We start from the raw sequence: 22,467 nt of genomic DNA, 5'->3' as shown, positions 1-22,467 counted from the left end.
GAACAGACCGATACTTGCTACGCTAGGCAAGTATAGAGAAACAAGTATATTGTTTCATAAGGTCAAGCTAATAAGAGCGCAGGGTGGATGCCTTGGCACTAAGAGCCGATGAAAGACGTGATAAGCTGCGATAAGCTGCGGTGAGGAGCAAATATCCTTTGACCCGCAGATTTCTGAATGGGGAAACCTGGCGGAGTAAACCTCCGTTACTGTATGGTGAATACATAGCCATACAGGGGGAACCCGGGGAACTGAAACATCTAAGTACCCGGAGGAAAAGAAAGAAAACTCGATTTCCTGAGTAGTGGCGAGCGAAAGGGAAAGAGCCTAAACCGAAGGATTTATCCTTCGGGGTTAAGGACCGCAACAAGTGAGTCGTATGGTAGCAGAACGGTTTTGGGAAAGCCGGCTATAGAGAGTGAAAGCCTCGTATGCGAAACCAGAAGACAGCGAGCGGTATCCAAAGTACCACGAGACACGAGAAACCTTGTGGGAAGTCGGGGGGACCACCCCCCAAGGCTAAATACTACTTAGTGACCGATAGTGCATAGTACTGTGAAGGAAAGGTGAAAAGAACCCCGGGAGGGGAGTGAAAGAGAACCTGAAACCCTGTGTTTACAAGCTGTGGAACCTCTATTTACAGAGGAACCGCGTACTTTTTGTAGAACGGTCCGGCGAGTTACATTTACTGGCAAGGTTAAGGACTTAAGGTCTGAAGCCGAAGGGAAACCAAGTCTGAATAGGGCGAAATAGTCAGTGAAAGTAGACCCGAAACCGGGTGATCTACCCATGTCCAGGTTGAAGCTGCCGTAAAAGGTGGTGGAGGACCGAACACACATCCGTTGAAAAGGGTGGTGATGAGGTGTGGGTAGGGGAGAAATTCCAATCGAACCCGGAGATAGCTGGTTCTCCTCGAAATAGCTTTAGGGCTAGCCTTGGTAAACGTTATTTATAACGAAGTCTAATGGAGGTAGAGCACTGAATATCCTAGGGGGCGTCAAAGCTTACCGAAGATTATCAAACTCCGAATGCCATATAGATGATGACCAGGAGTCAGACTACACGAGATAAGTTGGGTAGTCAAAAGGGAAAAAGCCCAGACCACCAGCTAAGGTCCCAAAGTGCGTGTTAAGTGGAAAAGGATGTGGGATTTCGAAAACAACTAGGATGTTGGCTTAGAAGCAGCCATACATTAAAAGAGTGCGTAATAGCTCACTAGTCGAGAGGTCCTGCGCCGAAAATGTCCGGGGCTAAAACACGACACCGAAGCTGTGGAATCATGTTTACATGATTGGTAGAGGAGCATTCTTAAAACGAAGAAGCGGTACCGTAAGGAGTCGTGGAGATTTAAGAAGAGAGAATGCCGGAATGAGTAGCGAGATAGAAGTGAGAATCTTCTAGGCCGAATATCCAAGGTTTCCAGAGTAAAGCTGATCTGCTCTGGGTAAGTCGGGACCTAAGGCGAGGTCGAAAGACGTAGTCGATGGACAACAGGTTGAAATTCCTGTACCTTATGAAAACAGAACTGTGGGGACGCAGAGAGAAAGCCAGAGCCGGGAATGGAAAAACCGGTGCAAGCGGGGTAGTAGTGTGGTAGGCAAATCCGCCATACAATACGAAGACGTGATGCGGACCGAACTCAAGAGTAGGGAAGCTGGTGAGCTAGCTGCCAAGAAAAGCCGCTATTGTTTTTCATAAGCCCGTACCGTAAACCGACACAGGTGGATGAGGAGAGAATCCTAAGGCCGACGGGAGAAGCATTGTTAAGGAACTCGGCAAAATAACCCCGTAACTTCGGGAGAAGGGGTGCCTGTAGAAATACAGGCCGCAGAGAATTGGCCCAAGCAACTGTTTAGCAAAAACACAGGTCTATGCAAAACCGAAAGGTGAAGTATATGGGCTGACGCCTGCCCGGTGCTGGAAGGTTAAGGGGAGATGTTAGGAGCAATCCGAAGCGTTGAACTTAAGCCCCAGTAAACGGCGGCCGTAACTATAACGGTCCTAAGGTAGCGAAATTCCTTGTCGGGTAAGTTCCGACCCGCACGAAAGGCGTAATGATTTGGGCACTGTCTCGACAATGCACCCGGTGAAATTGAAATACCAGTGAAGATGCTGGTTACCTGCGCCAGGACGGAAAGACCCCATGGAGCTTTACTCTAGCTTGATACTGGGATTCGGTATTGCATGTACAGGATAGGTGGGAGGCTGTGAAGTGGTGACGCTAGTTGCCATGGAGCCGTTGTTGGGATACCACCCTTGCAGTATTGGATTTCTAACATGTGCCCATGATCTGGGCAGTGGACAATGTCAGGTGGGGAGTTTGACTGGGGCGGTCGCCTCCGAAAGGGTATCGGAGGCGCTCAAAGGTCTTCTCAGAATGGTTGGAAACCATTCGCAGAGTGCAAAGGCATAAGAAGGCTTGACTGCGACACCGACGGGTGGAGCAGGTACGAAAGTAGGACTTAGTGATCCGGTGGTATAAAGTGGGATTGCCATCGCTCAACGGATAAAAGCTACCCTGGGGATAACAGGCTTATCACTCCCAAGAGTTCACATCGACGGAGTGGTTTGGCACCTCGATGTCGGCTCATCGCATCCTGGGGCTGTAGTAGGTCCCAAGGGTTGGGCTGTTCGCCCATTAAAGCGGTACGCGAGCTGGGTTCAGAACGTCGTGAGACAGTTCGGTCCCTATCCGGCGCGGGCGTAGGATATTTGAAAGGAGCTGACCTTAGTACGAGAGGACCGGGTTGGACGAACCGCTGGTGTATCGGTTGTACTACCAAGTGCACGGCCGAGTAGCCAAGTTTGGAAGGGATAAACGCTGAAGGCATCTAAGCGTGAAGCCCCCCTTAAGATAAGATATCCCATGCGAAAGCAGTAAGACCCCTTGAAGACGACAAGGTGGATAGGTTAGAGGTGGAAGTGTGGTAACACATGTAGCTGACTAATACTAATAGGTCGAGGGCTTGACCTAAAGATAAGGTTGAATATAAGGTAACTTATGTAAAGCTTTATCAGGTAATGTTCATAAATAGTAAGCTTTATAAGCTGACATTGGATAATAGTTATCAAATGATGTAGTTATTCCTCGATAGCTCAATGGTAGAGCACACGGCTGTTAACCGTGGGGTTGTTGGTTCGAGCCCAACTCGGGGAGTTTGCTCAAGAGTTATTAAAGTTGAGTATAAAATGATTGACATGAAATAACAGAAATGGTATAATAATTTTCACGGCTCCATGGTCAAGCGGTTAAGACACCGCCCTTTCACGGCGGTAACAGGGGTTCAAATCCCCTTGGAGTCACTTTTTATTGTAAAAATCGTGAAAATGTAACTTGCCGACGTGGCTCAAATGGCAGAGCAGCTGACTTGTAATCAGCAGGTTATCGGTTCGAGTCCGATCGTCGGCTTTGGGGACCTTTAGCTCAGTTGGTTAGAGCAACCGGCTCATAACCGGTCGGTCCGGGGTTCAAGTCCCTGAAGGTCCATCACAATTTTTATATGGCCCAGTGGCTCAGTTGGTTAGAGCGCCGCCCTGTCACGGCGGAGGTCGAGGGTTCGAGTCCCTTCTGGGTCGTTTCTTTAGAAATAAAGAACCAAATAAATTAATCTCTTGGGATCTTAGCTCAGCTGGGAGAGCATCTGCCTTACAAGCAGAGGGTCATAGGTTCGAGCCCTATAGGTCCCATTGAATCCTTGGATTCATCTTTTGAACGAATGTTCAAATGCCGGCGTGGCGGAACTGGCAGACGCACAGGACTTAAAATCCTGCGGGCTTAATCGCCCGTACCGGTTCGATTCCGGTCGCCGGCATGTTTTAAAATCAAAAAGTTATAAGCAATAATGCGTGCGTTTAGCTCAGCTGGATAGAGCGTCTGGCTACGGACCAGAAGGTCGGGAGTTCGAATCTTCTAACGCACATAATAAAAATTGTGAGAGTCAATTGCAGAGATGCAATTGACTTTTTATTTGCTCAATGTTAATGAAGAACAAGTATTAATAAACGGTTCTATGTCAAATAGTTGGGGTACGATTCCTTGAATGATATGCCCCATTAATGATAGTAGGACTATTTTTATGTTTTCATCTGTTTATAAGATTTTTGGTATGACTAATTTTTCTCCTTTAAGAATGCATAGCCAGGAAGATTGGAATTAAACTATACATATAAAGTATTTATTAAGTTTGTAATAGGAATTTTAATTAAATGTTAAGATGCAATCTATTTACGGTCTTACTAAGATATGTTAGAATAGAATACTATAGAAATATTTACAACTTTAGAACGTAACTGGCATACTTAAGTTAGTAGGTAGAGTTAGGAGGCAACTATGACAAAACGTGAATTTTTAGACGGATTACGTAATGCCTTAGCGGGTGAAATACCAGAATCAGAGATTGAGAATAATGTAACATTCTATGATGATTATATAAGCAATAGAGATAATAATGGACAGGACGAAACGGTTGTTAATCAATTGGGTGATCCTAGATTGATAGCGAAAACCATAATTGAAACTTATCAAATATCACATGGACCCCTGTATAATAACGCAAGACGTCAAAAGAATGCATATGAAGATGCAGATACAAAAGACTATGATACAAAAGAAGGAAATAATAGAACTTACTCAAGAGAAGAATATAACAGTCATACTAATTCAGAAAACGGCAATAAAGGATATGGTTTTTTATTCAATACCACATTAACTTGGTATCAAAAATTATTACTAGGACTGATTCTGATACTGTTGTTAGTTGTAGTTATAATAGTTGGTGGCGTACTGATACAAGTATTTTTTTCAATAGGTATCCCCTTATTAATAATTTATTTTGGCTATCGCTTGATTGTAAATAACAGAAGATACTAGTGTATTATTCTATTGGTAATTAGTCCAGATTGGAGGGACAGTTCACTAGATATCTTTATAATTTAGCCTCTTATGTGGATATTTAATAAGGACTACTTTTTGTGAAGCTGATATATGCTATACAGACAGTCTGTCTAGAGTTAAGTGTAATAACAACTTTAGATAGGTTATAGTATAGGTATGTATCAGCTTTTATGATTTAAAAAGAAGCTGAAATGTTGAGTAAAAATAGGTTTATGATGATTTAAATAACATTTTATAGTTTTATCAAGGGCTTTATGATAAAATCTTTATAAATGTGAAGAATAAGGATAGGATGAAGGATTACATGAGAATTGCTTATTGTGATGACGAAAAGGTACAAGGTATTTATGTTAAAGAGCTTACAACAGAGTGGGAAAAGGAAGGTAATGGAAGATGTGAGCTTAAAATATACGGAAGCGCAGAAGAGATGCTCTTTGAAAATGTTGATTTCTTTCCTTTTGATTTTATTATTTTGGATATAGAATTGGATCGTATGAATGGCATAGAATTGGCTAAAAATATACGTAAAGTTGATAAAAATGTTATAATAGCTTTTTTATCTAACAGCAGGGAATATGTCTTTGATGGTTATGAAGTACAGGCTGTTAGGTACTTAATGAAGCCGATAACCAGAGAACAGCTATTTCCTTTACTTGATATGGTAAAGGAAAATTCTGGTAAAGAAAAGCAATACATTATTGTAGGGGGAGTCGGAGAAAAAATAAAACTGGAGCTGGATGATATCTTATATGTAGAAGCCTCCGGTCATTATGTAAGCATTTATACAGAGAAGACAAGTTATGAAGTTAAGATGAACATGAACGAAATAACAAATGAACTTAATGATAGTTTTATTTCTACTCACAGAAGTTATGCAGTGAACTTGCATCATGTAGAACGAATTACTAAAAGTGAATGTCATTTAAAAGGAGGACATTCAGTTCCGGTAAGTAGAGGTGCTTATAAAAAGGTCAATCAGGAATTCATTATATATTATAAAGGGGGGGGACTGGAATGACAAATTATATAGAGGTTATTCCGTTAATTGTTTTAGCCCTTTATAATACTGGAAGACTCATAAATAAGAATTTTAAAAAAAATTGGTGGAAAGTAGTTGTTTTACTTGGCGTTATAGGTATTATATGGACCACAAATGTTCTTTTCATTGATGCAGTTAGAGGGAATCTAATCACTTTGCTTCTTTTAGTAATATACTCCTTTGAGATGCTGCAAGTGTTTAACTATAAAATGTCCCTTAGCTTTCACCTTTTATTTATAGTAATTGTAATTATGGTTACAGGCGGAGCATTTTTTTATAAAGACTTAAAAATACTTTATGAATATTTGCTATTATCCATCTATTTCTTAGCGGAGAGTAATCAGAGATATATGAAAAAGACATATGAAGAAAGTGCTGCTCAGTATCAGAATATGGTTTTATCAAAGCAGGTCAGTGAAGTACAAAACATTTACATGACGATGAGAGGCTGGAGGCACGACTACCATAATCATATGCAGACTTTAAAGGCACACCTGAAGCTGGAGCAAATCAAAGAGGCCAGAGAATATCTGAATACCTTGGAAAAAGACCTGGATAATGTAAATACCTTAATAGAAACCGGCAATGTACATCTGGATGCCATATTAAATTCTAAGTTGTCACTGGCTTTAAAAGGTGATATTGATATCAGGTATAAAGCGGAGGTTCCGAGTGAACTTACGGTATCAGATATTGATCTATGTGTACTTATTGGAAATCTGATTGATAATGCAGTAGAGGCTTGCGATAAGATAGCTAATGATAAAGAAAAAAAATTTATCAGGTTATATATTGGAGTATTAAAGAGACAGCTTTATATTACCGTTACTAATGGAACGGACGAGCTTGTAAGAAAATTAGATGAAGAATATATTACTGCAAAGCGGGGAAATCATGGGCATGGTTTAAAGCGCATTAATAAGCTTGTTGAAAAATATGATGGGTTTATTAATAGAAAAAATGAACCGGGCGTATTTGTAACAGAAATACTATTACCCCTTTAAGCTAATTCCATTCGTGCACGAATTTATACGTTTCGTGCACTTTTTTAATATACAATTACCTTATGTGATATAAAAGGTATACCAAGACGAAATCAATGAGTAACCTTGATTTTTATGTTTTTGGAATATTACAGAGGATAAGGTTGAATAAACTAAGACTTTTTTTAAACAGACTGATTAGTGTGTAACCCCAGATAAGGAGTGCAATCAACCAGACACACAGATGGGGTTCATTGAAAAAAGATTATTATCAACCTTTCTATTTAGGCCTGTTCCATTTTTTGAATAGGTCATAAAAAATTGAAAGGCACGGGTGTTAAAATGAAAAAAACAAAAAATAAGCCGGAGGGTAAACAGGATGCTTTATATTCGTTAGGCAATAATTATACGTATGTATATAAAAATATGTGGGAATACCGTAAATCATTAGTTGGATATGGCATTGCAGAGGTTATATTTAATGTGTTAACTCCCTTTGGATTAATAATAATACCTTCGGTTGTAGTGAAACTTCTTTTAAAGAGTACTCCGGTCATGAATTTTATTACTATTTTGACAGTAATGTTTGCACTTTATGGAATTGTAGCAGGAATCAGCTCCTTTCTCATAGCTAGAAACAGGATGCAGTACATTGATTTTCGCTGTGACAGATTCTGGATTGAACTTTTACTTAAATGTTTAACGATTGACTATCAAATTATGGAATCGGAACAAGTAAAGAAGGATTTGGAAAAAGCAATGGAGTGTCTTAATGCGAACCAATTGGGGATGGAAGGGTTTATGCATCGAAACGTCAAGCTTATATCGAATGTAATAGGTTTGATTCTGTATGCTTGTATAATCAGTATGGCACATCCGATTATTTTGGCACTATTGATAGCCATATCATTAATACAGATGCTAGTTTTTAATCGTGCTAAGTATTTTGAGCAAAACAAAAGAAATGATATGGTCAAATTAAAGGTAACACAACGTTATCTACAAGAACAGGCTTTTGACTTAAAGGCAGGAAAAGATATTCGTATGTATCAGCTAAATCACGTGATAAAACGAATGTATAAAAAGGCTAATCAGGAATTAAAACAGATAAAAATCAAAATACAAAGTTTCTTTTATTTAAATGATGTAGTGGGAATTTTGCTCCGTTTCATACGAGATGGAGTATGTTACGGTTACTTAATCTATAGGCTGATGAATGGACTGGAAGTTTCTTATTTTGTTCTTTATCTAGGGGTCGTCAGTGGTTTTGCCAAGTGGTTTACAACGATAACGGAAGATATTGCCGAAATAAGTCGATTTCATCTAATGATTTGCGATTATAGAAAATTTGTAGATATGGAAGAGAGACATCTGCATAAAGGCGGGCTTGAAATAACGGGCGAAGATTCGGCACTGGATATCGTGTTTGAACATGTGTCTTTTTGTTATGAGGGAGCAGAGAATAATGTGTTAACCGATGTTAGTTTTCATATGAAAAAAGGTGAGAAGCTGGCGTTAGTGGGTATAAATGGTGCAGGAAAATCAACAATTGTAAAACTAATGTGTGGTTTTTATCAACCGACAAAAGGACGAATACTTGTGAACGGTATTGATATGAAAGAACTTGATATTGAAAAATATTTCAAGCAAATTGCAGTAGTATTTCAGGATGCCTTTACCATGTCCTTTACTATTGCTGAGAATATAAGCGGTGAAATAACTGAGAAGGTTATGGCGGACAAAATGGAGAAGGTTTTAAAACTATCCGGTTTGTTTGACAAAGTAAATCAGTTAGAAAAAGGATTGCATACGTACTTAAACAAAGATATGGATGAGAGTGGTATACAGTTATCCGGTGGTGAGCTGCAAAAGTTAATGTTAGCCAGAGCAATCTATAAGAATGCACAGTTGCTTATACTGGATGAACCTACGGCAGCACTGGATGCAATATCAGAAAGTGAACTTTATGAGAGATACCAAATGCTTCTAAAGGGGAGAACCTCTCTATTCATTTCACACAGATTGGCTTCCACTAGGTTCTGTGACAAGATTATCTTTCTGGAAAACGGATGTATTGCAGAAGAAGGAAGCCATGACGAATTGCTTCAGTTAAATGGCACTTATGCTAAGATGTTTCAGGTACAGGGCAAATATTATCAGGAGGTGGATATACATGAAGTTCAGGAAACTATGGCATGATTTTGGTAATTTAATCTCCTTGATAAGAAGAGATCATAAAAATATTTTATGGATTATTGGCATAGGAGCATTAGCCGGAGCAGCGCAGCCATTTGTTCAGCTGGTATTTTATTCAAAAATATTAGATTTGATTTTAGGTGGTTTATATTATGAGTGTATTAAATTTATAATTATTTTATTATGCACTACATTAGTGTTAAACCTTATAGCCCAAGCTTGCAAGCAATCCATTGTAGTACTCAGAGAAGCCTGCAATGACACAATATATTTACGTACCGCTGATAAAGCATTTACCATGGAATATGAAGAATTTGAAAAAACAGAAACTATGGATGCTATTAGAAGGACAAAAAGTGGTGAGAATGGTTCTGGTGGTATTGGAAGTCAGATTCAAAGTGCATATAGTGTAACTGAACAGTTTGTGTCCATCCTATTTTCCATTGCTTTTGTAATTACTCTTTTCTTGCAGTTTAGGAATGGCAGTGAAAACTTTATGTCTGCATACGGGTCTTTCTTCCTTATTCTCATGGGTTTTACGCTGGCATCTGTAATATGTATGAAGTTAGCAAGTCGTTCTTATAAAAACTATTATGAGGTAGAAAAGAAAAATGAACATAATAATTCACTATCGATGTACTTAATTGCATTGGCTACGAATTATCAATATGGGAAAGACATTCGCCTTTATTCCATGCAGGACTTATTAGTAAAGCAATTTAGAATTATGCTCAAAAAGATAAATATTTTATTTATTAAATGGGGTGTTACAGATGGTTTATATACTGGAATTATTGTTCTAATAACACAGCTTGGAACTGGTTTGGTATATATAGTAATAGGCATAAAGGCAATTGAAGGAGTTATTAGTGTAGGAGATGTTTTAATGTATGCAGGTGCAGTTCTTCAATTAAATAGCTGCATCCGTATCGGAATAACAGAGGTGAGTCAATTTTCCTACCGTTCAGAATATTTAAATACGTATTATGAGTTTATAAATAAGCCAAGTATACATTATACAGGTACTCTGCCAATTGAAAAGCGTAATGATACAGAATATGAGTTTACCTTTGAACATGTAAGTTTTCAGTATCCTGGTACCAACAATCTAATTTTAAAAGATATAAATCTAAAATTTAAAATTGGTGCTAAATTCGCAGTTGTCGGAAGAAATGGAGCGGGTAAAACTACATTAATAAAATTATTGTGTCGTTTATATGAACCTACGGAAGGAAGAATCCTTTTAAATGGTATTGATATAAAATATTATGATTTTACGGATTACACGAAGATTTTCTCCGTTGTTTTCCAAGATTTTAAATTGTTATCCATGCCAATTGAGGACAATGTTGCCTCAGGTGGAGAAGTTCAGGAAGGATGCATCTGGAAGGCATTAGAGCAGGTAGGATTACGAACACGGATAGATAGAATTCCTCAAGGTTTAAAGGCAAGACTTTATAAAAATAATGGAGAGGGAATCGATTTGTCAGGAGGTGAGGCACAAAAGCTTGCTATTGCCAGAGCCTTATATAAAGACGGACCTTTTGTAATTTTGGATGAACCGACTGCGGCACTAGACCCAATTTCAGAAGCAGAAATCTATGAGCATTTTAATGATATGATTCAGGGAAAGACCGCTATTTATATATCACACAGAATGAGCAGCTGTAAATTTTGTGATGATATCATTGTACTGGATAACGGGAGAATAGCGGAACAGGGCAATCATTCGAAACTATTGAGGGAGAATGGAATCTATGCTTCTTTATATCATAAGCAGGCACAGTATTATACTTCTTAATATCTGAAACCTATGTAAAAAAGAATAATTAACTTATAAACTTTAAAGAGTTGCTGCAGTAAGAATAGTGCAGCAACTCTTACTTAATATAATCTTTTAGAATTTTACCATCTCTTTATTTATATAAATATAAAGTGAAACGACCGCGAGGGGGAGCCAAGCGGTCGTTTCGATGAGGGGAGTATAAATAATTAATAAGGGGTTATATAGTGTGTTTGAAAATCAATTAAGATTTTCTTTAACACACTTACATTATAATACATGATGAGTTATATTGCAATAAAAAAAGATGAAAATTTAGAAAAATATTTACACATACTTTAGATTACATAAGATGGGAATGAAATGCAACCATTTTATTTACAAAAATAACCATAAGAGGCATAATATGAATGCATATTATATTTTTATTTTGTCCATAATATCTTTGTAATCTAAAACATTGATTATTAGGAGGCTTATAAAAATGGCAAATAACAATTATAGTGATGCAACATCAAACAATTCTTCAAAAAATACTACTTCTACAAACAAAACAAGCAATAACATGGAGAATTACAGCACAAGTAACGACACTAGTACAAAAAATTATTCTCCTTCCAATGCGTCATCAAACAAAGGAACCTCAAATTCCACTAAGAATTCTCAAAATGTGACTTCTAACACAACTTCTACACGCAATTCATCAAAAGAGAAATAAGAAAGCGGCAGCTTAAATAAAATAAGTCTTCTATAAAAGAAGACTTATTTTATTTATATTTATTTGATAGAAGTATATATAAACCTTATTATAGGAAGGATAGCACAAGCACAATTGAATCTAGCAGGAATATGATAATAAAGAATTGTAGGAGCTTAGTGTGAAAAGTATTATCACACCCTTAAATTTAAGGTAGTGCCGTATCTGCAAGCAGATTAGGCATGCAATGGGAGCTGGAGCTAGTATGACATTTGAGACAATACGAGCAAAAGATATTGAAGAGTACATAGGAAAGCCAAATACTTTTATTATTGATATAAGAGATGTAGATGAATATAGTACGGGGCATATACCTACGGCATTAAATATTCCATATTTGGATTTTGATTATTATAAAAATTCCATACTAAAAGAATGGTTGTTAATACTGTATTGTGATAGAGGTAACTTAAGCTTGCTTTTAGCCAGAGAATTAAGTAAAGAAGGATATCAAGTGAAAAATATATATGGAGGGCTTCACGCTTACAGAGGCGTACTGGAATATTAAAAATGAATCATTTTTATATAAGGATTAACTTTGCAATGGTGTATTCTATATGTTATAATTTATTTTTAGTATAAAATGCGATAGGTTGAAAGACAAAAAGGTTTGTCAACATCCTGTTTTATTATTTAGCAGTGTCAGTGCTAGAACCACAAGTGGAAGTTTATAAGAATAAGAATGGAGTACGTAAGGATGAGTCAGTTTGAATATTTTGCACCGTGTCATTTTGGACTGGAAAGTGTATTAAAGAAAGAAATAGAAGATTTAGGCTATCAGGTAATACAAGTAGAGGATGGAAGAGTCACATTTAGCGGAGACGAAGCTGCAATATGCAGAACCAATATATTCTTACGGACAACAGAGCGTATCCTTTTAAAAATAGCTAAATTTAAGGCAGAGACCTTCGATGAATTATTTGAAAAAACAAAAGCAATCCCATGGGAAGATTTTATTCCTTCTAATGGAAAGTTTTGGGTTGCAAAGGCTACATCTATAAAAAGTAAAGTTTTTAGTCCCTCTGATATTCAGTCTATTATGAAAAAAGCAATGGTTGAGAGACTAAAACAAGTCTATAAAATAGATTGGTTTCCGGAAGATGGCGAAGCGTATCCTATCCGTGTTACCTTTATGAAAGATGAGGTTACAATCGGTATCGATACCTCAGGGGAATCATTACACAGGCGTGGATATAGGAAATTGACCAGTAAAGCGCCTATTACTGAAACATTGGCAGCAGCACTGATTATGCTGACGCCCTGGAATAAAGACAGAATTTTAATTGATCCTTTTTGCGGAAGTGGTACCATACCTATTGAGGCAGCCATGATTGGAGCGAATATAGCCCCAGGTATGAATCGTTCTTTTCTTTCAGAGGATTGGACCGGCCTGATTCCTAAGAAGGCTTGGTATTCGGCTATAGAAGAAGCAAATGATGTTAAGCGTCAGGGTGTTGAAATGACTATTCAGGGCTTTGATTTGGATGGGGAAATTATTAAGGCAGCGAGGCAAAATGCAGCCTTAGCGGAAGTGGATGAATATATTCACTTTCAGCAAAAAGCAGTCAGTGACCTAAGTCATAGTAAAAAATATGGTTTTATAATTACCAATCCTCCTTATGGAGAACGATTAGAAGAAAAAGAAGCACTACCGGCTCTTTATAAAGAAATAGGTAAAGCGTTTTCTTCTCTTGATGCATGGTCTTATTATATTATTACCAGCTATGAAGAGGCTCAAAAGTATATTGGGCGAAAGGCTGATAAAAACCGTAAGATTTATAATGGTATGATGAAAACCTATTTTTATCAATTTATGGGACCAAGACCCCCTAAGAAAGCACCTAGAGAACAGGAAGATAATTCATTATAATAAGGAGTTGCCCATTGAAAACAGAGGTTAGCCTAAGACATAGGCTAACCTTTTATTTATTTTTTGACAGTTGAGTATAAAAACAGTCTTCGAGTATAAAAATAGCCTTCGAGTACAAAAAATAGACATCGCTTATATAAATAGTTTCATGTAAAATAAAAAAGTATATTGTAGAATTATACAAGCCATAGTATAATCTATCATAACAGGGGGAAAGTAGATGGAAGATAGACTTATAAAGAAAACTGTAACTTTAAGTGTACTAATGATGTTGTTGGTTGCAGGATTGTCGTCAGTAATTTCCCACTATGGACAAGGCTTTGCAAAAGCTGGAAGCAATATTACTGTCATCTTTTCTTTCATAAATCAATGGAACCAAAGGCCATTAAAGAATGGTGAGATGCCGTTTGAAATTAATTCCTTATCAGATGAAGTATCAGAACAACTCGGTGATAAATTTCTTCTTATTCAAAAATCGGAAAAAGACTCTTATGAAATTAAATTAGAAGAACAATGTATGAAAAAGGTTATAATTCTAACTATAAAGAACCTGAAAACGAAAGATATTAGTACATCATCAATCTATCGGAAAAATTACGATTACTGGTTTAGTGGTGTTCCTGATAAGAGTAATACTGGTTTTATGCCGGCAGAGCAGGAAGTTAAAATTGCAGGGGAAACTTATAATAACGATAAGTCAGATGAACTATTACTAGTACCGGAAGTCATTGCAGCAAGCGGAGATAAATACCCTTATGGAGGGGGCTCACAGGATTATATTACAGACCCCTTAAGATGGATTACGATTAATTATACAGAGACTGGTAGTGGCACATATACGGCTGAAATACAACTGGGAATGGATTATATTTATGCACCGTCTTGGTATGAAGATGAAAATAATATATACCTTAGTTTAAAGACTCCAAAGGATGTATACAGTACTATAGTTGTTATCGATGCAGGCCACGGCGGTAAGGATGTAGGTGCATCTTCTAAAGATGAAAGGTATTATGAAAAAGATATTAATCTTAGTATAATGAAACATTTACGTGATGTACTGGAAAAAAAGAATATTAAAGTGTACTACACCAGAGATGAAGATGAGACAATCTATCTAAATCCCAGAGTGAATTTAGCCAATGAAGTGGAAGCAGACCTGTTCTTAAGTATCCATTGTAATTCAAACGAGTCCGCTGCACCATCTGGATCGGAAGTATTATATAACGAGAATCAAAGCGGTAAGGATTTTCTGTCAAAAGAGTTCGCTCAGATTGTATTAGATGAAATAGTCGGTTTGACAGGAAAGATGAATCGTGGGTTAGTGCCTTCTAGTGAAATAGTTGTAGTGGGAAAGGCTAATATGCCTGTGGCACTGGTAGAGACTGCATTTATGTCTAATACGAAAGAACTGCAGTTCTTAATTGATGAAAAAAATCAAATTAAGATTGCAAAAGCCTTAAGCAGAGCCATTGATAAAGCAATTAGCAAATTAAAATGAGTAATAAATATACATTTAATTGTATGATATTACAGTGCAATATCATCACAGATAAAATATGAATATATTGTAAGGATCGACTTGGTCATCCAGTTGATAATAAGATTTAGAAATACTTTATATTGTTATAAAGTATATATTTATAATGCTAAGGAATACGAGTGAAAGAAAATTTAATTAGGAAGGCTGCCACAATAAATTCTTTTACTTTTCTGATTTGTGGCAGTATCGCAGGTATACCTACGATATGCAATGGGTGAAATATGAAAAAGATAATTTTTGCTACCTCTAATGAAGGAAAGATGAGAGAGGTTCGTATGATATTAAAGGATATGGAGTGTGAGGTTTTATCTTTAAAGGAGGCAGGAATAGAGGTAGATATTGTGGAAGACGGAAATACGTTTGAAGAAAATGCCTTGATAAAAGCAAAAACTATAATGGAACTAACCGGAGAGATTGTGCTGGCAGACGATTCCGGCCTGGAAGTGGACGCAATGGATAAGGCACCTGGGATTTACTCGGCACGCTTTATGGGAGAGGATACTTCGTACGAGATTAAAAATAACTATATTATTGAACGCTTAAGAGGACTGCCACAAGAAGAGAGAACCGGAAGATTTGTCTGTGTCATAACCGCAGCATTTCCAAATAGTGAAGTGCATGCTACAAGAGGAGTTGTGGAAGGGTTCATAGCCCATAAAATAGAAGGGGAGAACGGTTTTGGTTATGACCCCATTTTTTGGGTACCGGAATATAAATGTACTTTAGCGGAATTGTCTTCTGATAATAAAAATAAAATCAGTCATAGGGGAAGAGCCTTGGAGGCAATGAAAGAAATCTTACGCACGAAACTTTAGACATAGTATGGGAATTAATCTTTCTATAAGCAGTATCACAGTTTAGCTTGTGATATGCATGGGATTAGCGTGAATTATTTAAAATATAGTTCACGCCCTGATTTTAGGTAGTGCCTGTCTGCAAGAGATATGGCAATGGGAGCTTGTATGAAAATATTAATAGTAAGTGATTCACATGGTAAAAATCACTTTTTAGAAAAGGTCATTACAAAAACGGAGCCTTTTGACTTGTTCTTACATTTGGGAGATATAGAAGGAAGCGAAGATTACCTTGAAGCACTAGTATCTAGTAAGACAGTAATGGTAGCTGGGAATAATGATTTCTTTACAGATCTTGATAAGGAAAAGATTATAACAATCGGACATTATAGGATTTTTATGACACATGGGCATCATTATGGTGTGAACTTTGGTACCGAACGATTAAAGAATGTGGCAAGACAACATGGTGCAGCTATTGCAATTTTTGGGCATACGCATCGTCCTAGTATTGATCTTACGGGGGATGTATGGGCAATTAATCCAGGCAGTATTAGTTTACCCAGACAAGAAGATGGAAAACCGTCTTTTATAATTATGGATATTGATGATAAAGGTCTGGCTCACTTTACCTTGAATTATATAGAAAGGTACTAATAAAAAGCTTTTATTGTAAATAATATAGGGCTGAAAGCAGAATAAAATCAACTTATTTTAACAGGGGATTTTTGGTATTAAAAAAAACTAAAAAAGTTTAAAAAAGTTGTTGACATTATTGTAGCTCTATTATATAATAATTCTTGCGTCACGGAAGACAAGAAAAAAGTTGAAAAGACGGGGTGTGGCTCAGCTTGGCTAGAGTGCTTGATTTGGGATCAAGAGGTCGCAGGTTCGAATCCTGTCACCCCGATTTAAAAACTTCTAAGAATTGATTAGCTGTCGATGTGGACAAACTTAACATGCGGGTGTAGTTCAATGGTAGAACACTAGCCTTCCAAGCTAGATACGTGGGTTCGATTCCCATCACCCGCTTGATGTATTCAGTACATCGAAGTGTGCTAGTAGCTCAGCTGGATAGAGCATCGGCCTTCTAAGCCGGTTGTCGGGGGTTCGAATCCCTTCTGGCACGTCTTATCAAAGACATCGGGGAGTGAGTTTTATAAGTAAATTATAAAGCTCCTCCCTGACGAATGAAAAGATGTATTAATAATTTATGGTGGGTATAGCGCAGTTGGTTAGCGCGCCAGATTGTGGCTCTGGAGGCCAAGGGTTCAAATCCCTTTATCCACCCTGGTATAATGCCATTGGGCTGTCGCCAAGCGGTAAGGCACAGGACTTTGACTCCTGCAGTCGCTGGTTCAAATCCAGCCAGCCCAGTTTCAACAATATTTTGTTGAATGTTGGTGCACAGCATCAGATGGGATATTAGCTCAGTTGGTAGAGCACTTGACTTTTAATCAAGGTGTCCCGGGTTCGAGTCCCGGATGTCTCACTTGTCTACAAATTATATGCGGATGTGGCGGAATTGGCAGACGCGCTAGACTTAGGATCTAGTGGGATACCGTGCAGGTTCAAGTCCTGTCATCCGCAGTAGAAGATTAGGTCAAAATAGATACAGGGCTTAAAAAGCCAGTGTTTATGCGGCCTGACGAGGGTTTTGGATGAAAAATTCAAAACCCTCGTTTTTCATAGATGCACCCTGCTTTTTAACAAGAAAGCGGGGTGTTTCTCTTTTTTGGCCGGAGTCAGTCCGGCAAACAATTAAATAAAGCCAATACCCTACAGGGCAATTTTGAAGCGGCTGTGTTCTTCGTAACTGAAAAACACAGCCGTTTTTTTGCGCCCAAAATCAGAATGAAAGGACAGATGTGCTATGAAAAACGAACTGCAGACCCTGCGGTTATTCAGCCCTCTTTTCCCCCATATCTACAGAAAGAACGAATGGGGCGATCTTGACGATTACCGGGAGGATTTATCCGCCGGTGAAGTTTTAGAGTATGAGGATGAAATCCTTGCCCTCATTGAAAAAGAAAAGCTCCCCAGCGAGGGCGAGCGTGGCCTCGCCGTTTACCTTGATGACGATCTCAGCCGAATGGTGTACAGCATTAACCCGACTGTAGAGGAATGGAACGGCGAGCTATGGGGCGTGACCGAGTTGCAAACTCATGGCACGCTTTCCCCCTCTGAGCTTGCGGAGCTTACCGAATGGCTCTCTTCTCAATTCAGTGATGGCTGGGGCGAGGGGCTGGAGCAGCGGGAAATCAAAGTGGAGGACGGTGAGCTGTATGTCAGCTTTTGGGATAGCAGCGACCGCTTCTTTATTAGGCCGGAGGATGAGCTGAAAGGCAGCCAGTCCTTCGGCTTCGGCATGACGATGGGAGGAATGCGCTAATGCCAAATCATGTAACCAATATTTTAAGAGTTTCCGGCGATCCGGAAAAGGTCAGAGCTATGTTTGAGGCCATCAAGGATGATAAGATCGGTCTCGGCAGCATTGACTTCAACAAGGTCATTCCGATGCCTGCGCATATCTTTCGTGGAAATCTCGGTATGGCCGAGCGTGAGAAGTACGGCAAAGACAACTGGTACGACTGGTCGATTGCCCATTGGGGAACCAAATGGAACAGCTACGGCTACGATCCTGTCTATACCCCAAAGGAATTTGACGGGGAGCATATCGAATTTCAGACCGCATGGAGCCGTCCGGAAAATGTCATTGCTGCACTGGCGGCAAAATATCCTGACCTATCCTTTGAGCACAAATGGGCTGATGAGGACTTTGGATATAACACTGGAAAAAAAGAATACGAAAACGGCAAAGAAATGTTCTGCGACATCCCTCCCGGCGGCTCCAAGGAAGCGCTGGAACTTGCGGCTGAGGTTCATGGCTTGGATCTGTCCGAAATGGGATACCTCCTCAACGAAAAAACAGGCGAATACGAATATCATAATCCAGACGAGTCGATGTCACTGAAAATGTAGTGAGCATCGGCTTTTTTTCTTTCCAGAGGGAGGTGATGGAATATCAATAGCTTTATCAGCTGGGTGGGCGGCAAGAAAGCCCTCCGCAATATTATTTACCGGCTCTTCCCCAAGGACTTCGGCAGATACATTGAAGTCTTTGGCGGCGGGGGTTGGGTTTTGTTCGGCAGGCCGCCGGACTGCAAAGGAATGGAGGTCTACAACGACTTCAATAGCAATCTGACAAACCTGTTCTACTGCGTAAAAAACAGAACACTGGCATTTCTCAAAGAGCTGGGCTTTCTGCCCCTCAACTCCCGACATGAATTCAATGTGCTGCGTCGGTTCTTTGAAAAGGATGAATTTGATACAGAATATCTAAAAGAGGAACTGGAGCTGGCACAGCAGAACCTCCCGCCACCTGAGTTTGAGGAACTGAAGGCAATTATGTTGAAGCAGGCCGAGCCAAGCGATGTGTGGAGAGCAGCTGCTTTTTTCAAGCTCATCCGCTACAGCTACGGCAGCGGATGTACCTCTTACGGATGCCAGCCCTTTGACATCCGCAAGGTATTCGCTGTGATATGGGAGGCATCAAGGCGGCTTGCGGATACCGTGGTGGAAAATAAAGACTTCGAGGCATTGATCCGGCAATATGACCGGGACGATGCCTTTTTTTATTGCGATCCGCCCTATTACATGACCGAGGGTCACTATGCGGTGGAATTCCTCAAAACCGACCACCAGCGGCTCCGGGATGCGCTGGTGGGCTGTAAGGGCAAGTGGATGGTCAGCTACAACGACTGTGAATTCATCCGGGAGCTGTATCAGGATTACACCATCACACCGGTCACCCGCCTGAGCAATCTGGCACAGCGGTATGAGGGCGGCTGTGAGTACCCGGAGGTTATCATTACCAACTACGATCCCAAGGAGCGGGAAAAGGATACGTTCCAATTAAACCTATTTGATTTTGGAGGTGAATTCGAAGAATGACCGGACTTGAAAAAATCCGCTGGGCAAAAGCCCTGATTGAGGAAGAAAGCGGCGGCAGATATCAGTTTGTGGTGGGCAATGTTCACAATGACTTGTATCTGGATTGCAGTGCTCAAACCAATGCAGGGCTGTATCTGACTGTGCTGCAGAATGAAAAAACCGGCAGCTATGACTGCATTTTCAAGGGCTATACCCGCATCAGCAGCGGCTACCACAACGCCAAGGGAATGCAGAAGCTGGCTGACGAATACAAGCAGGCCGCCTATTTCCTCAAAGAAATGGAGATCGCCAATATCTGTCTGACCGGGGATGAGCTTCGCACCTTTGTGTCGGAGCTGAAATCGGCAGAGGAACAACAACTTAACGCCCCGCAGATGGGGATGTAAAAGGAGGTTTATGCTATGAAAATCATTGAAACAAAAGGTCAAGTTGCTGATAACGGTAGCATCATTCTGCCGCCCGGTGTGTTGGACACCATGTGCGTTACTGCCGGGGATACTGTGCATCTGGCGTATCTGTCCCATCACCCGGTGAAGCAGATCAACAGCTATGGCGAGTTTTTTCTCACCAAGGATGGCATCGAAAACGTGAGTGAACCGGTGGAAGCACCGGAATCCGCAGAGCTGTCGGTGCCTCATGCGCTTTTGGCGGCGGCGGGGATTCCGCTGGATGACGATTTGGATATCCGCTGCGAGGATGGTGTCATCATCATCGGAAGTGCTGATCCCGTGAAGCAGCTGCCGCCCCAGCTCATGGAGCTGTTCGATAGCCTTGGTGTAAGCCACGATACCATTCGCTGTGTGCTGGAGGGAGGTGCAGAGGATGAAAAATAAGTCCCTCTACAAGCTGATGGACGGTAAAGGCCGGGTGCTGATTCCCAAGGAGCTGCGCACCGCCAGCGGCATGGATTACGGCGATATTGTGCGGCTTGAACTTGCCAACGGCAGAGTCAGCGTCCAAAAGGTGGATATCATCGAAATCGGCGATCAGTCCCCGGAGGCGGTGGAGGCCTATGTCCGTGCAGCCTTCAAGACCATGCCGGATGATACAAGGCTCTCCCTTATTTCCGACCTGACCGCCCTGTTGCAGCAGAAAAAGGAGGGTTGAGAATGGAGCGAAATACTCTATACACTGAAAAAGACTGTTCAGCAACCGGCTTGGACTGCAGTATTCAGGGAAAGGTTGTCGTAATCAGTCACGATAGTCCGGAGCGGCAGCTGTACTTTTGCCTCTGCGGAAACGGAGCCGGTGTCAACCCAAGCGGCTCTGCTGTATTCTTGGTATCGCTCCGCACCGGGGAGTTTGCCCTGAAAAATCGCAGCGAGGTCATTGGCATAGTAAAGTCGGAGCTTCTGCCGGACAGTGCCAAGCTGCAACTCTCCCAAATCAGGCCGGTGGGCGCATTGGATTTGAAGAATCACGAGCCGAAATACAGCGGCTACAGCTTTCTGCCCGATGGCCGCTATGCCTCCGGTGTCTGGCTCTGCACGGAGCAGGAGGCGCTGGATTATGTGGAGATGCAGAAGCCCTACCAGCACCGCATCATGCTCTGCGACCGGGATGACTTCTGTGTGCTGGAACTGCAGGATGGTAAGCTCCTTCATCCCTCCCAAGAGGAAATAGAAGCGCTCCATAATCCTCAGAATGGAGGCCTGACCATGACGTAAAGGAGGCAAGCTTATGAAAAATATCCGGATGGAAAAAGATATCATTCTGTACTACGGCAACCCCGCCGGTTATGTCAGCGGCGGCAAGGCGGTGGTCGATCCTCTGTTTGAATCGGAGGAATTGAACATTTTTCTCAGCCACCAAAAGGAGATCGGCGAGGTGAAATGGACAGACGGTGTGTATGACCGCCTTGTCAACGGTCAGAGGGATACCCAAGAACTCACCCTGCTGAAAAGCTGCCGAGTGTGGCAGCTAAAGCCCGAATCGGATCTCCGGATGCGCTTCATCAGCCTTGCGGATTTCTGTAAGGAGTTCGGCGAACCGCAGATGTCCGATTACCAGACCGTCTATGATGGCGAGGTGGAAACTAACAATTTGGAGGCACTGTACACCAAATTCAATACAGACCATCCTCCCGGTTATGCGGGGCATTCCCTGTCTATGTCGGATGTGCTGGAGCTGTATAACGAAAACGACAGCAGCTTTTATTACTGCGACCGCTTCGGATTTCAGGAAATTGCATTCCAGCTACCGGAACAGACACAGACCATGCAGCTCTAAAGGGGCTGTTTTTTTATTGCCAAAATGCGAAAGGAGAAAGAAATCATGCCTGATGTAGAAGTGAAAATTAATTCCATGTACCCGCTCGGAGCCAGCGGCGGCATTCGTGCTTACGCCTCGGCAACGGTGGATGGCTGCCTCGGTATCCGGGGCATTAAGGTGGTGGAGGGAGGCCGTGACGGTCTCTTTGTTTCCATGCCCAGCCGCAAGACGGAAAACGGCTACAAGGAAATCTGCTTCCCGGTGACCAAGGAGTTCCGGGAGCAGCTCCACAAGGCGGTGCTGGACAGCTACCAGCAGGCCGTAGCCATGAACCAAGCTCCGGCACAGCCGCAGGAAGTCGCACCGGAGCAGTCCCAGCCGCCCATGCAGATGGGCGGTATGTAACAACTCAATAAAAAATTTGGAGGTAAAACACCATGAAA

The 22,467-nt window shown here is 40.7% G+C and carries 20 protein-coding genes, 15 tRNA genes and 1 rRNA gene; all 36 read left to right on the top strand.

What is annotated here, in order from left to right; genetic code table 11:
- The first annotated feature begins 60 nt into the window (after window positions 1-60).
- The 36 genes from acsn021_RS20870 (at window position 61) to acsn021_RS20695 (ending at window position 22,429) form a co-directional block, all read left to right on the top strand.
- Window positions 61-2,974, top strand: a 23S ribosomal RNA gene (locus tag acsn021_RS20870).
- Between the two features lie 111 nt (window positions 2,975-3,085).
- Window positions 3,086-3,157: transfer RNA gene (locus acsn021_RS20865), tRNA-Asn, on the top strand.
- 74 nt (window positions 3,158-3,231) lie between these two features.
- Window positions 3,232-3,303 (top strand) — tRNA-Glu (locus acsn021_RS20860).
- 33 nt (window positions 3,304-3,336) lie between these two features.
- Window positions 3,337-3,409: transfer RNA gene (locus acsn021_RS20855), tRNA-Thr, on the top strand.
- Window positions 3,410-3,413: 4 nt separating this feature from the next.
- Window positions 3,414-3,487 (top strand) — tRNA-Ile (locus acsn021_RS20850).
- 15 nt (window positions 3,488-3,502) lie between these two features.
- Window positions 3,503-3,576: transfer RNA gene (locus acsn021_RS20845), tRNA-Asp, on the top strand.
- A 38-nt stretch (window positions 3,577-3,614) separates the two neighbouring features.
- Window positions 3,615-3,687: transfer RNA gene (locus acsn021_RS20840), tRNA-Val, on the top strand.
- Between the two features lie 39 nt (window positions 3,688-3,726).
- Window positions 3,727-3,812: transfer RNA gene (locus tag acsn021_RS20835), tRNA-Leu, on the top strand.
- A gap of 34 nt (window positions 3,813-3,846) precedes the next feature.
- Window positions 3,847-3,920, top strand: a tRNA-Arg gene (locus acsn021_RS20830).
- 410 nt (window positions 3,921-4,330) lie between these two features.
- On the top strand, window positions 4,331-4,870 hold the full coding sequence (locus acsn021_RS20825; protein WP_184095000.1) for a DUF1700 domain-containing protein: 540 nt from the start codon (window positions 4,331-4,333) through the stop codon (window positions 4,868-4,870).
- A gap of 328 nt (window positions 4,871-5,198) precedes the next feature.
- Window positions 5,199-5,912: a LytR/AlgR family response regulator transcription factor gene (locus acsn021_RS20820; protein ID WP_184094998.1), complete on the top strand. Its 714-nt coding sequence runs from the start codon at window positions 5,199-5,201 to the stop codon at window positions 5,910-5,912.
- Window positions 5,909-6,937: a sensor histidine kinase gene (locus acsn021_RS20815; RefSeq protein WP_184094996.1), complete on the top strand. Its 1,029-nt coding sequence runs from the start codon at window positions 5,909-5,911 to the stop codon at window positions 6,935-6,937. Before acsn021_RS20820 ends, acsn021_RS20815 begins: the two co-directional genes overlap by 4 nt.
- Window positions 6,938-7,258: 321 nt before the next feature.
- Window positions 7,259-9,115, top strand: a complete 1,857-nt coding sequence (locus tag acsn021_RS20810) for an ABC transporter ATP-binding protein (RefSeq protein WP_184094994.1) — start codon at window positions 7,259-7,261, stop codon at window positions 9,113-9,115.
- Window positions 9,090-10,913 (top strand): ABC transporter ATP-binding protein, encoded by a 1,824-nt coding sequence (locus acsn021_RS20805; RefSeq protein ID WP_184094992.1) that lies wholly within the window; start codon window positions 9,090-9,092, stop codon window positions 10,911-10,913. The genes acsn021_RS20810 and acsn021_RS20805 overlap by 26 nt, the downstream gene beginning before the upstream one ends.
- A gap of 466 nt (window positions 10,914-11,379) precedes the next feature.
- Entirely contained in the window at window positions 11,380-11,613 is a 234-nt protein-coding gene (locus acsn021_RS20800; protein ID WP_184094990.1) for a hypothetical protein, read from the top strand.
- A gap of 244 nt (window positions 11,614-11,857) precedes the next feature.
- A complete protein-coding gene (locus acsn021_RS20795) occupies window positions 11,858-12,160 on the top strand; it encodes a rhodanese-like domain-containing protein (protein WP_184094988.1) in 303 nt (100 codons plus the stop codon).
- Window positions 12,161-12,349: 189 nt separating this feature from the next.
- Window positions 12,350-13,522, top strand: coding sequence for a THUMP domain-containing class I SAM-dependent RNA methyltransferase (locus acsn021_RS20790; RefSeq protein ID WP_184094986.1), 1,173 nt, complete (start codon window positions 12,350-12,352; stop codon window positions 13,520-13,522).
- A 220-nt stretch (window positions 13,523-13,742) separates the two neighbouring features.
- Complete coding sequence (locus acsn021_RS20785) at window positions 13,743-15,023, top strand: N-acetylmuramoyl-L-alanine amidase family protein (protein WP_184094984.1); 1,281 nt, start codon at window positions 13,743-13,745, stop codon at window positions 15,021-15,023.
- A 263-nt stretch (window positions 15,024-15,286) separates the two neighbouring features.
- Window positions 15,287-15,880, top strand: a complete 594-nt coding sequence (locus acsn021_RS20780; RefSeq protein WP_184094982.1) for an XTP/dITP diphosphatase — start codon at window positions 15,287-15,289, stop codon at window positions 15,878-15,880.
- 147 nt (window positions 15,881-16,027) lie between these two features.
- A complete protein-coding gene (locus acsn021_RS20775) occupies window positions 16,028-16,516 on the top strand; it encodes a YfcE family phosphodiesterase (protein WP_184094980.1) in 489 nt (162 codons plus the stop codon).
- 178 nt (window positions 16,517-16,694) lie between these two features.
- Window positions 16,695-16,769: transfer RNA gene (locus tag acsn021_RS20770), tRNA-Pro, on the top strand.
- A gap of 51 nt (window positions 16,770-16,820) precedes the next feature.
- Window positions 16,821-16,891 (top strand) — tRNA-Gly (locus acsn021_RS20765).
- Window positions 16,892-16,914: 23 nt separating this feature from the next.
- Window positions 16,915-16,988: transfer RNA gene (locus acsn021_RS20760), tRNA-Arg, on the top strand.
- Window positions 16,989-17,075: 87 nt separating this feature from the next.
- Window positions 17,076-17,149, top strand: a tRNA-His gene (locus acsn021_RS20755).
- A gap of 15 nt (window positions 17,150-17,164) precedes the next feature.
- Window positions 17,165-17,236 (top strand) — tRNA-Gln (locus acsn021_RS20750).
- A 42-nt stretch (window positions 17,237-17,278) separates the two neighbouring features.
- Window positions 17,279-17,351, top strand: a tRNA-Lys gene (locus tag acsn021_RS20745).
- Between the two features lie 18 nt (window positions 17,352-17,369).
- Window positions 17,370-17,449: transfer RNA gene (locus acsn021_RS20740), tRNA-Leu, on the top strand.
- Between the two features lie 283 nt (window positions 17,450-17,732).
- On the top strand, window positions 17,733-18,251 hold the full coding sequence (locus acsn021_RS20735; protein WP_184094978.1) for a hypothetical protein: 519 nt from the start codon (window positions 17,733-17,735) through the stop codon (window positions 18,249-18,251).
- Window positions 18,251-18,841, top strand: coding sequence for a DUF1281 family ferredoxin-like fold protein (locus tag acsn021_RS20730; RefSeq protein ID WP_184094976.1), 591 nt, complete (start codon window positions 18,251-18,253; stop codon window positions 18,839-18,841). Before acsn021_RS20735 ends, acsn021_RS20730 begins: the two co-directional genes overlap by 1 nt.
- 93 nt (window positions 18,842-18,934) lie before the next feature.
- Window positions 18,935-19,813, top strand: a complete 879-nt coding sequence (locus acsn021_RS20725; protein WP_334297379.1) for a DNA adenine methylase — start codon at window positions 18,935-18,937, stop codon at window positions 19,811-19,813.
- On the top strand, window positions 19,810-20,199 hold the full coding sequence (locus acsn021_RS20720) for a hypothetical protein (protein ID WP_184094972.1): 390 nt from the start codon (window positions 19,810-19,812) through the stop codon (window positions 20,197-20,199). The genes acsn021_RS20725 and acsn021_RS20720 overlap by 4 nt, the downstream gene beginning before the upstream one ends.
- A gap of 15 nt (window positions 20,200-20,214) precedes the next feature.
- Window positions 20,215-20,646 (top strand): hypothetical protein, encoded by a 432-nt coding sequence (locus acsn021_RS20715; protein ID WP_184094970.1) that lies wholly within the window; start codon window positions 20,215-20,217, stop codon window positions 20,644-20,646.
- Entirely contained in the window at window positions 20,636-20,920 is a 285-nt protein-coding gene (locus acsn021_RS20710; RefSeq protein ID WP_184094968.1) for an AbrB/MazE/SpoVT family DNA-binding domain-containing protein, read from the top strand. Before acsn021_RS20715 ends, acsn021_RS20710 begins: the two co-directional genes overlap by 11 nt.
- Window positions 20,921-20,922: 2 nt before the next feature.
- Window positions 20,923-21,480: a hypothetical protein gene (locus acsn021_RS20705; protein ID WP_184094966.1), complete on the top strand. Its 558-nt coding sequence runs from the start codon at window positions 20,923-20,925 to the stop codon at window positions 21,478-21,480.
- Between the two features lie 13 nt (window positions 21,481-21,493).
- Window positions 21,494-22,042, top strand: a complete 549-nt coding sequence (locus tag acsn021_RS20700) for a YodL domain-containing protein (RefSeq protein ID WP_184094964.1) — start codon at window positions 21,494-21,496, stop codon at window positions 22,040-22,042.
- A gap of 45 nt (window positions 22,043-22,087) precedes the next feature.
- On the top strand, window positions 22,088-22,429 hold the full coding sequence (locus tag acsn021_RS20695) for a SpoVG family protein (RefSeq protein WP_184094962.1): 342 nt from the start codon (window positions 22,088-22,090) through the stop codon (window positions 22,427-22,429).
- The last annotated feature ends 38 nt before the right edge of the window (window positions 22,430-22,467 follow it).

The sequence above is a fragment of the Anaerocolumna cellulosilytica genome, assembly GCF_014218335.1.
GTDB classification, from domain to species: Bacteria; Bacillota; Clostridia; order Lachnospirales; family Lachnospiraceae; genus Anaerocolumna; species Anaerocolumna cellulosilytica.
The sequence above is the reverse complement of the archived record's forward strand: the minus strand, read 5'-3'. Positions and strand labels throughout refer to the sequence as shown.

What these genes read in the sequence shown, in the direction of transcription:
- acsn021_RS20825 (WP_184095000.1), top strand. Translation starts at nt 4,331, where the DNA reads ATGACAAAACGTGAATTTTTAGACGGATTACGTAATGCCTTAGCGGGT.
- acsn021_RS20820 (WP_184094998.1), top strand. Translation starts at nt 5,199, where the DNA reads ATGAGAATTGCTTATTGTGATGACGAAAAGGTACAAGGTATTTATGTT.
- acsn021_RS20815 (WP_184094996.1), top strand. Translation starts at nt 5,909, where the DNA reads ATGACAAATTATATAGAGGTTATTCCGTTAATTGTTTTAGCCCTTTAT.
- acsn021_RS20810 (WP_184094994.1), top strand. Translation starts at nt 7,259, where the DNA reads ATGAAAAAAACAAAAAATAAGCCGGAGGGTAAACAGGATGCTTTATAT.
- acsn021_RS20805 (WP_184094992.1), top strand. Translation starts at nt 9,090, where the DNA reads ATGAAGTTCAGGAAACTATGGCATGATTTTGGTAATTTAATCTCCTTG.
- acsn021_RS20800 (WP_184094990.1), top strand. Translation starts at nt 11,380, where the DNA reads ATGGCAAATAACAATTATAGTGATGCAACATCAAACAATTCTTCAAAA.
- acsn021_RS20795 (WP_184094988.1), top strand. Translation starts at nt 11,858, where the DNA reads ATGACATTTGAGACAATACGAGCAAAAGATATTGAAGAGTACATAGGA.
- acsn021_RS20790 (WP_184094986.1), top strand. Translation starts at nt 12,350, where the DNA reads ATGAGTCAGTTTGAATATTTTGCACCGTGTCATTTTGGACTGGAAAGT.
- acsn021_RS20785 (WP_184094984.1), top strand. Translation starts at nt 13,743, where the DNA reads ATGGAAGATAGACTTATAAAGAAAACTGTAACTTTAAGTGTACTAATG.
- acsn021_RS20780 (WP_184094982.1), top strand. Translation starts at nt 15,287, where the DNA reads ATGAAAAAGATAATTTTTGCTACCTCTAATGAAGGAAAGATGAGAGAG.
- acsn021_RS20775 (WP_184094980.1), top strand. Translation starts at nt 16,028, where the DNA reads ATGAAAATATTAATAGTAAGTGATTCACATGGTAAAAATCACTTTTTA.
- acsn021_RS20735 (WP_184094978.1), top strand. Translation starts at nt 17,733, where the DNA reads ATGAAAAACGAACTGCAGACCCTGCGGTTATTCAGCCCTCTTTTCCCC.
- acsn021_RS20730 (WP_184094976.1), top strand. Translation starts at nt 18,251, where the DNA reads ATGCCAAATCATGTAACCAATATTTTAAGAGTTTCCGGCGATCCGGAA.
- acsn021_RS20720 (WP_184094972.1), top strand. Translation starts at nt 19,810, where the DNA reads ATGACCGGACTTGAAAAAATCCGCTGGGCAAAAGCCCTGATTGAGGAA.
- acsn021_RS20715 (WP_184094970.1), top strand. Translation starts at nt 20,215, where the DNA reads ATGAAAATCATTGAAACAAAAGGTCAAGTTGCTGATAACGGTAGCATC.
- acsn021_RS20710 (WP_184094968.1), top strand. Translation starts at nt 20,636, where the DNA reads ATGAAAAATAAGTCCCTCTACAAGCTGATGGACGGTAAAGGCCGGGTG.
- acsn021_RS20705 (WP_184094966.1), top strand. Translation starts at nt 20,923, where the DNA reads ATGGAGCGAAATACTCTATACACTGAAAAAGACTGTTCAGCAACCGGC.
- acsn021_RS20700 (WP_184094964.1), top strand. Translation starts at nt 21,494, where the DNA reads ATGAAAAATATCCGGATGGAAAAAGATATCATTCTGTACTACGGCAAC.
- acsn021_RS20695 (WP_184094962.1), top strand. Translation starts at nt 22,088, where the DNA reads ATGCCTGATGTAGAAGTGAAAATTAATTCCATGTACCCGCTCGGAGCC.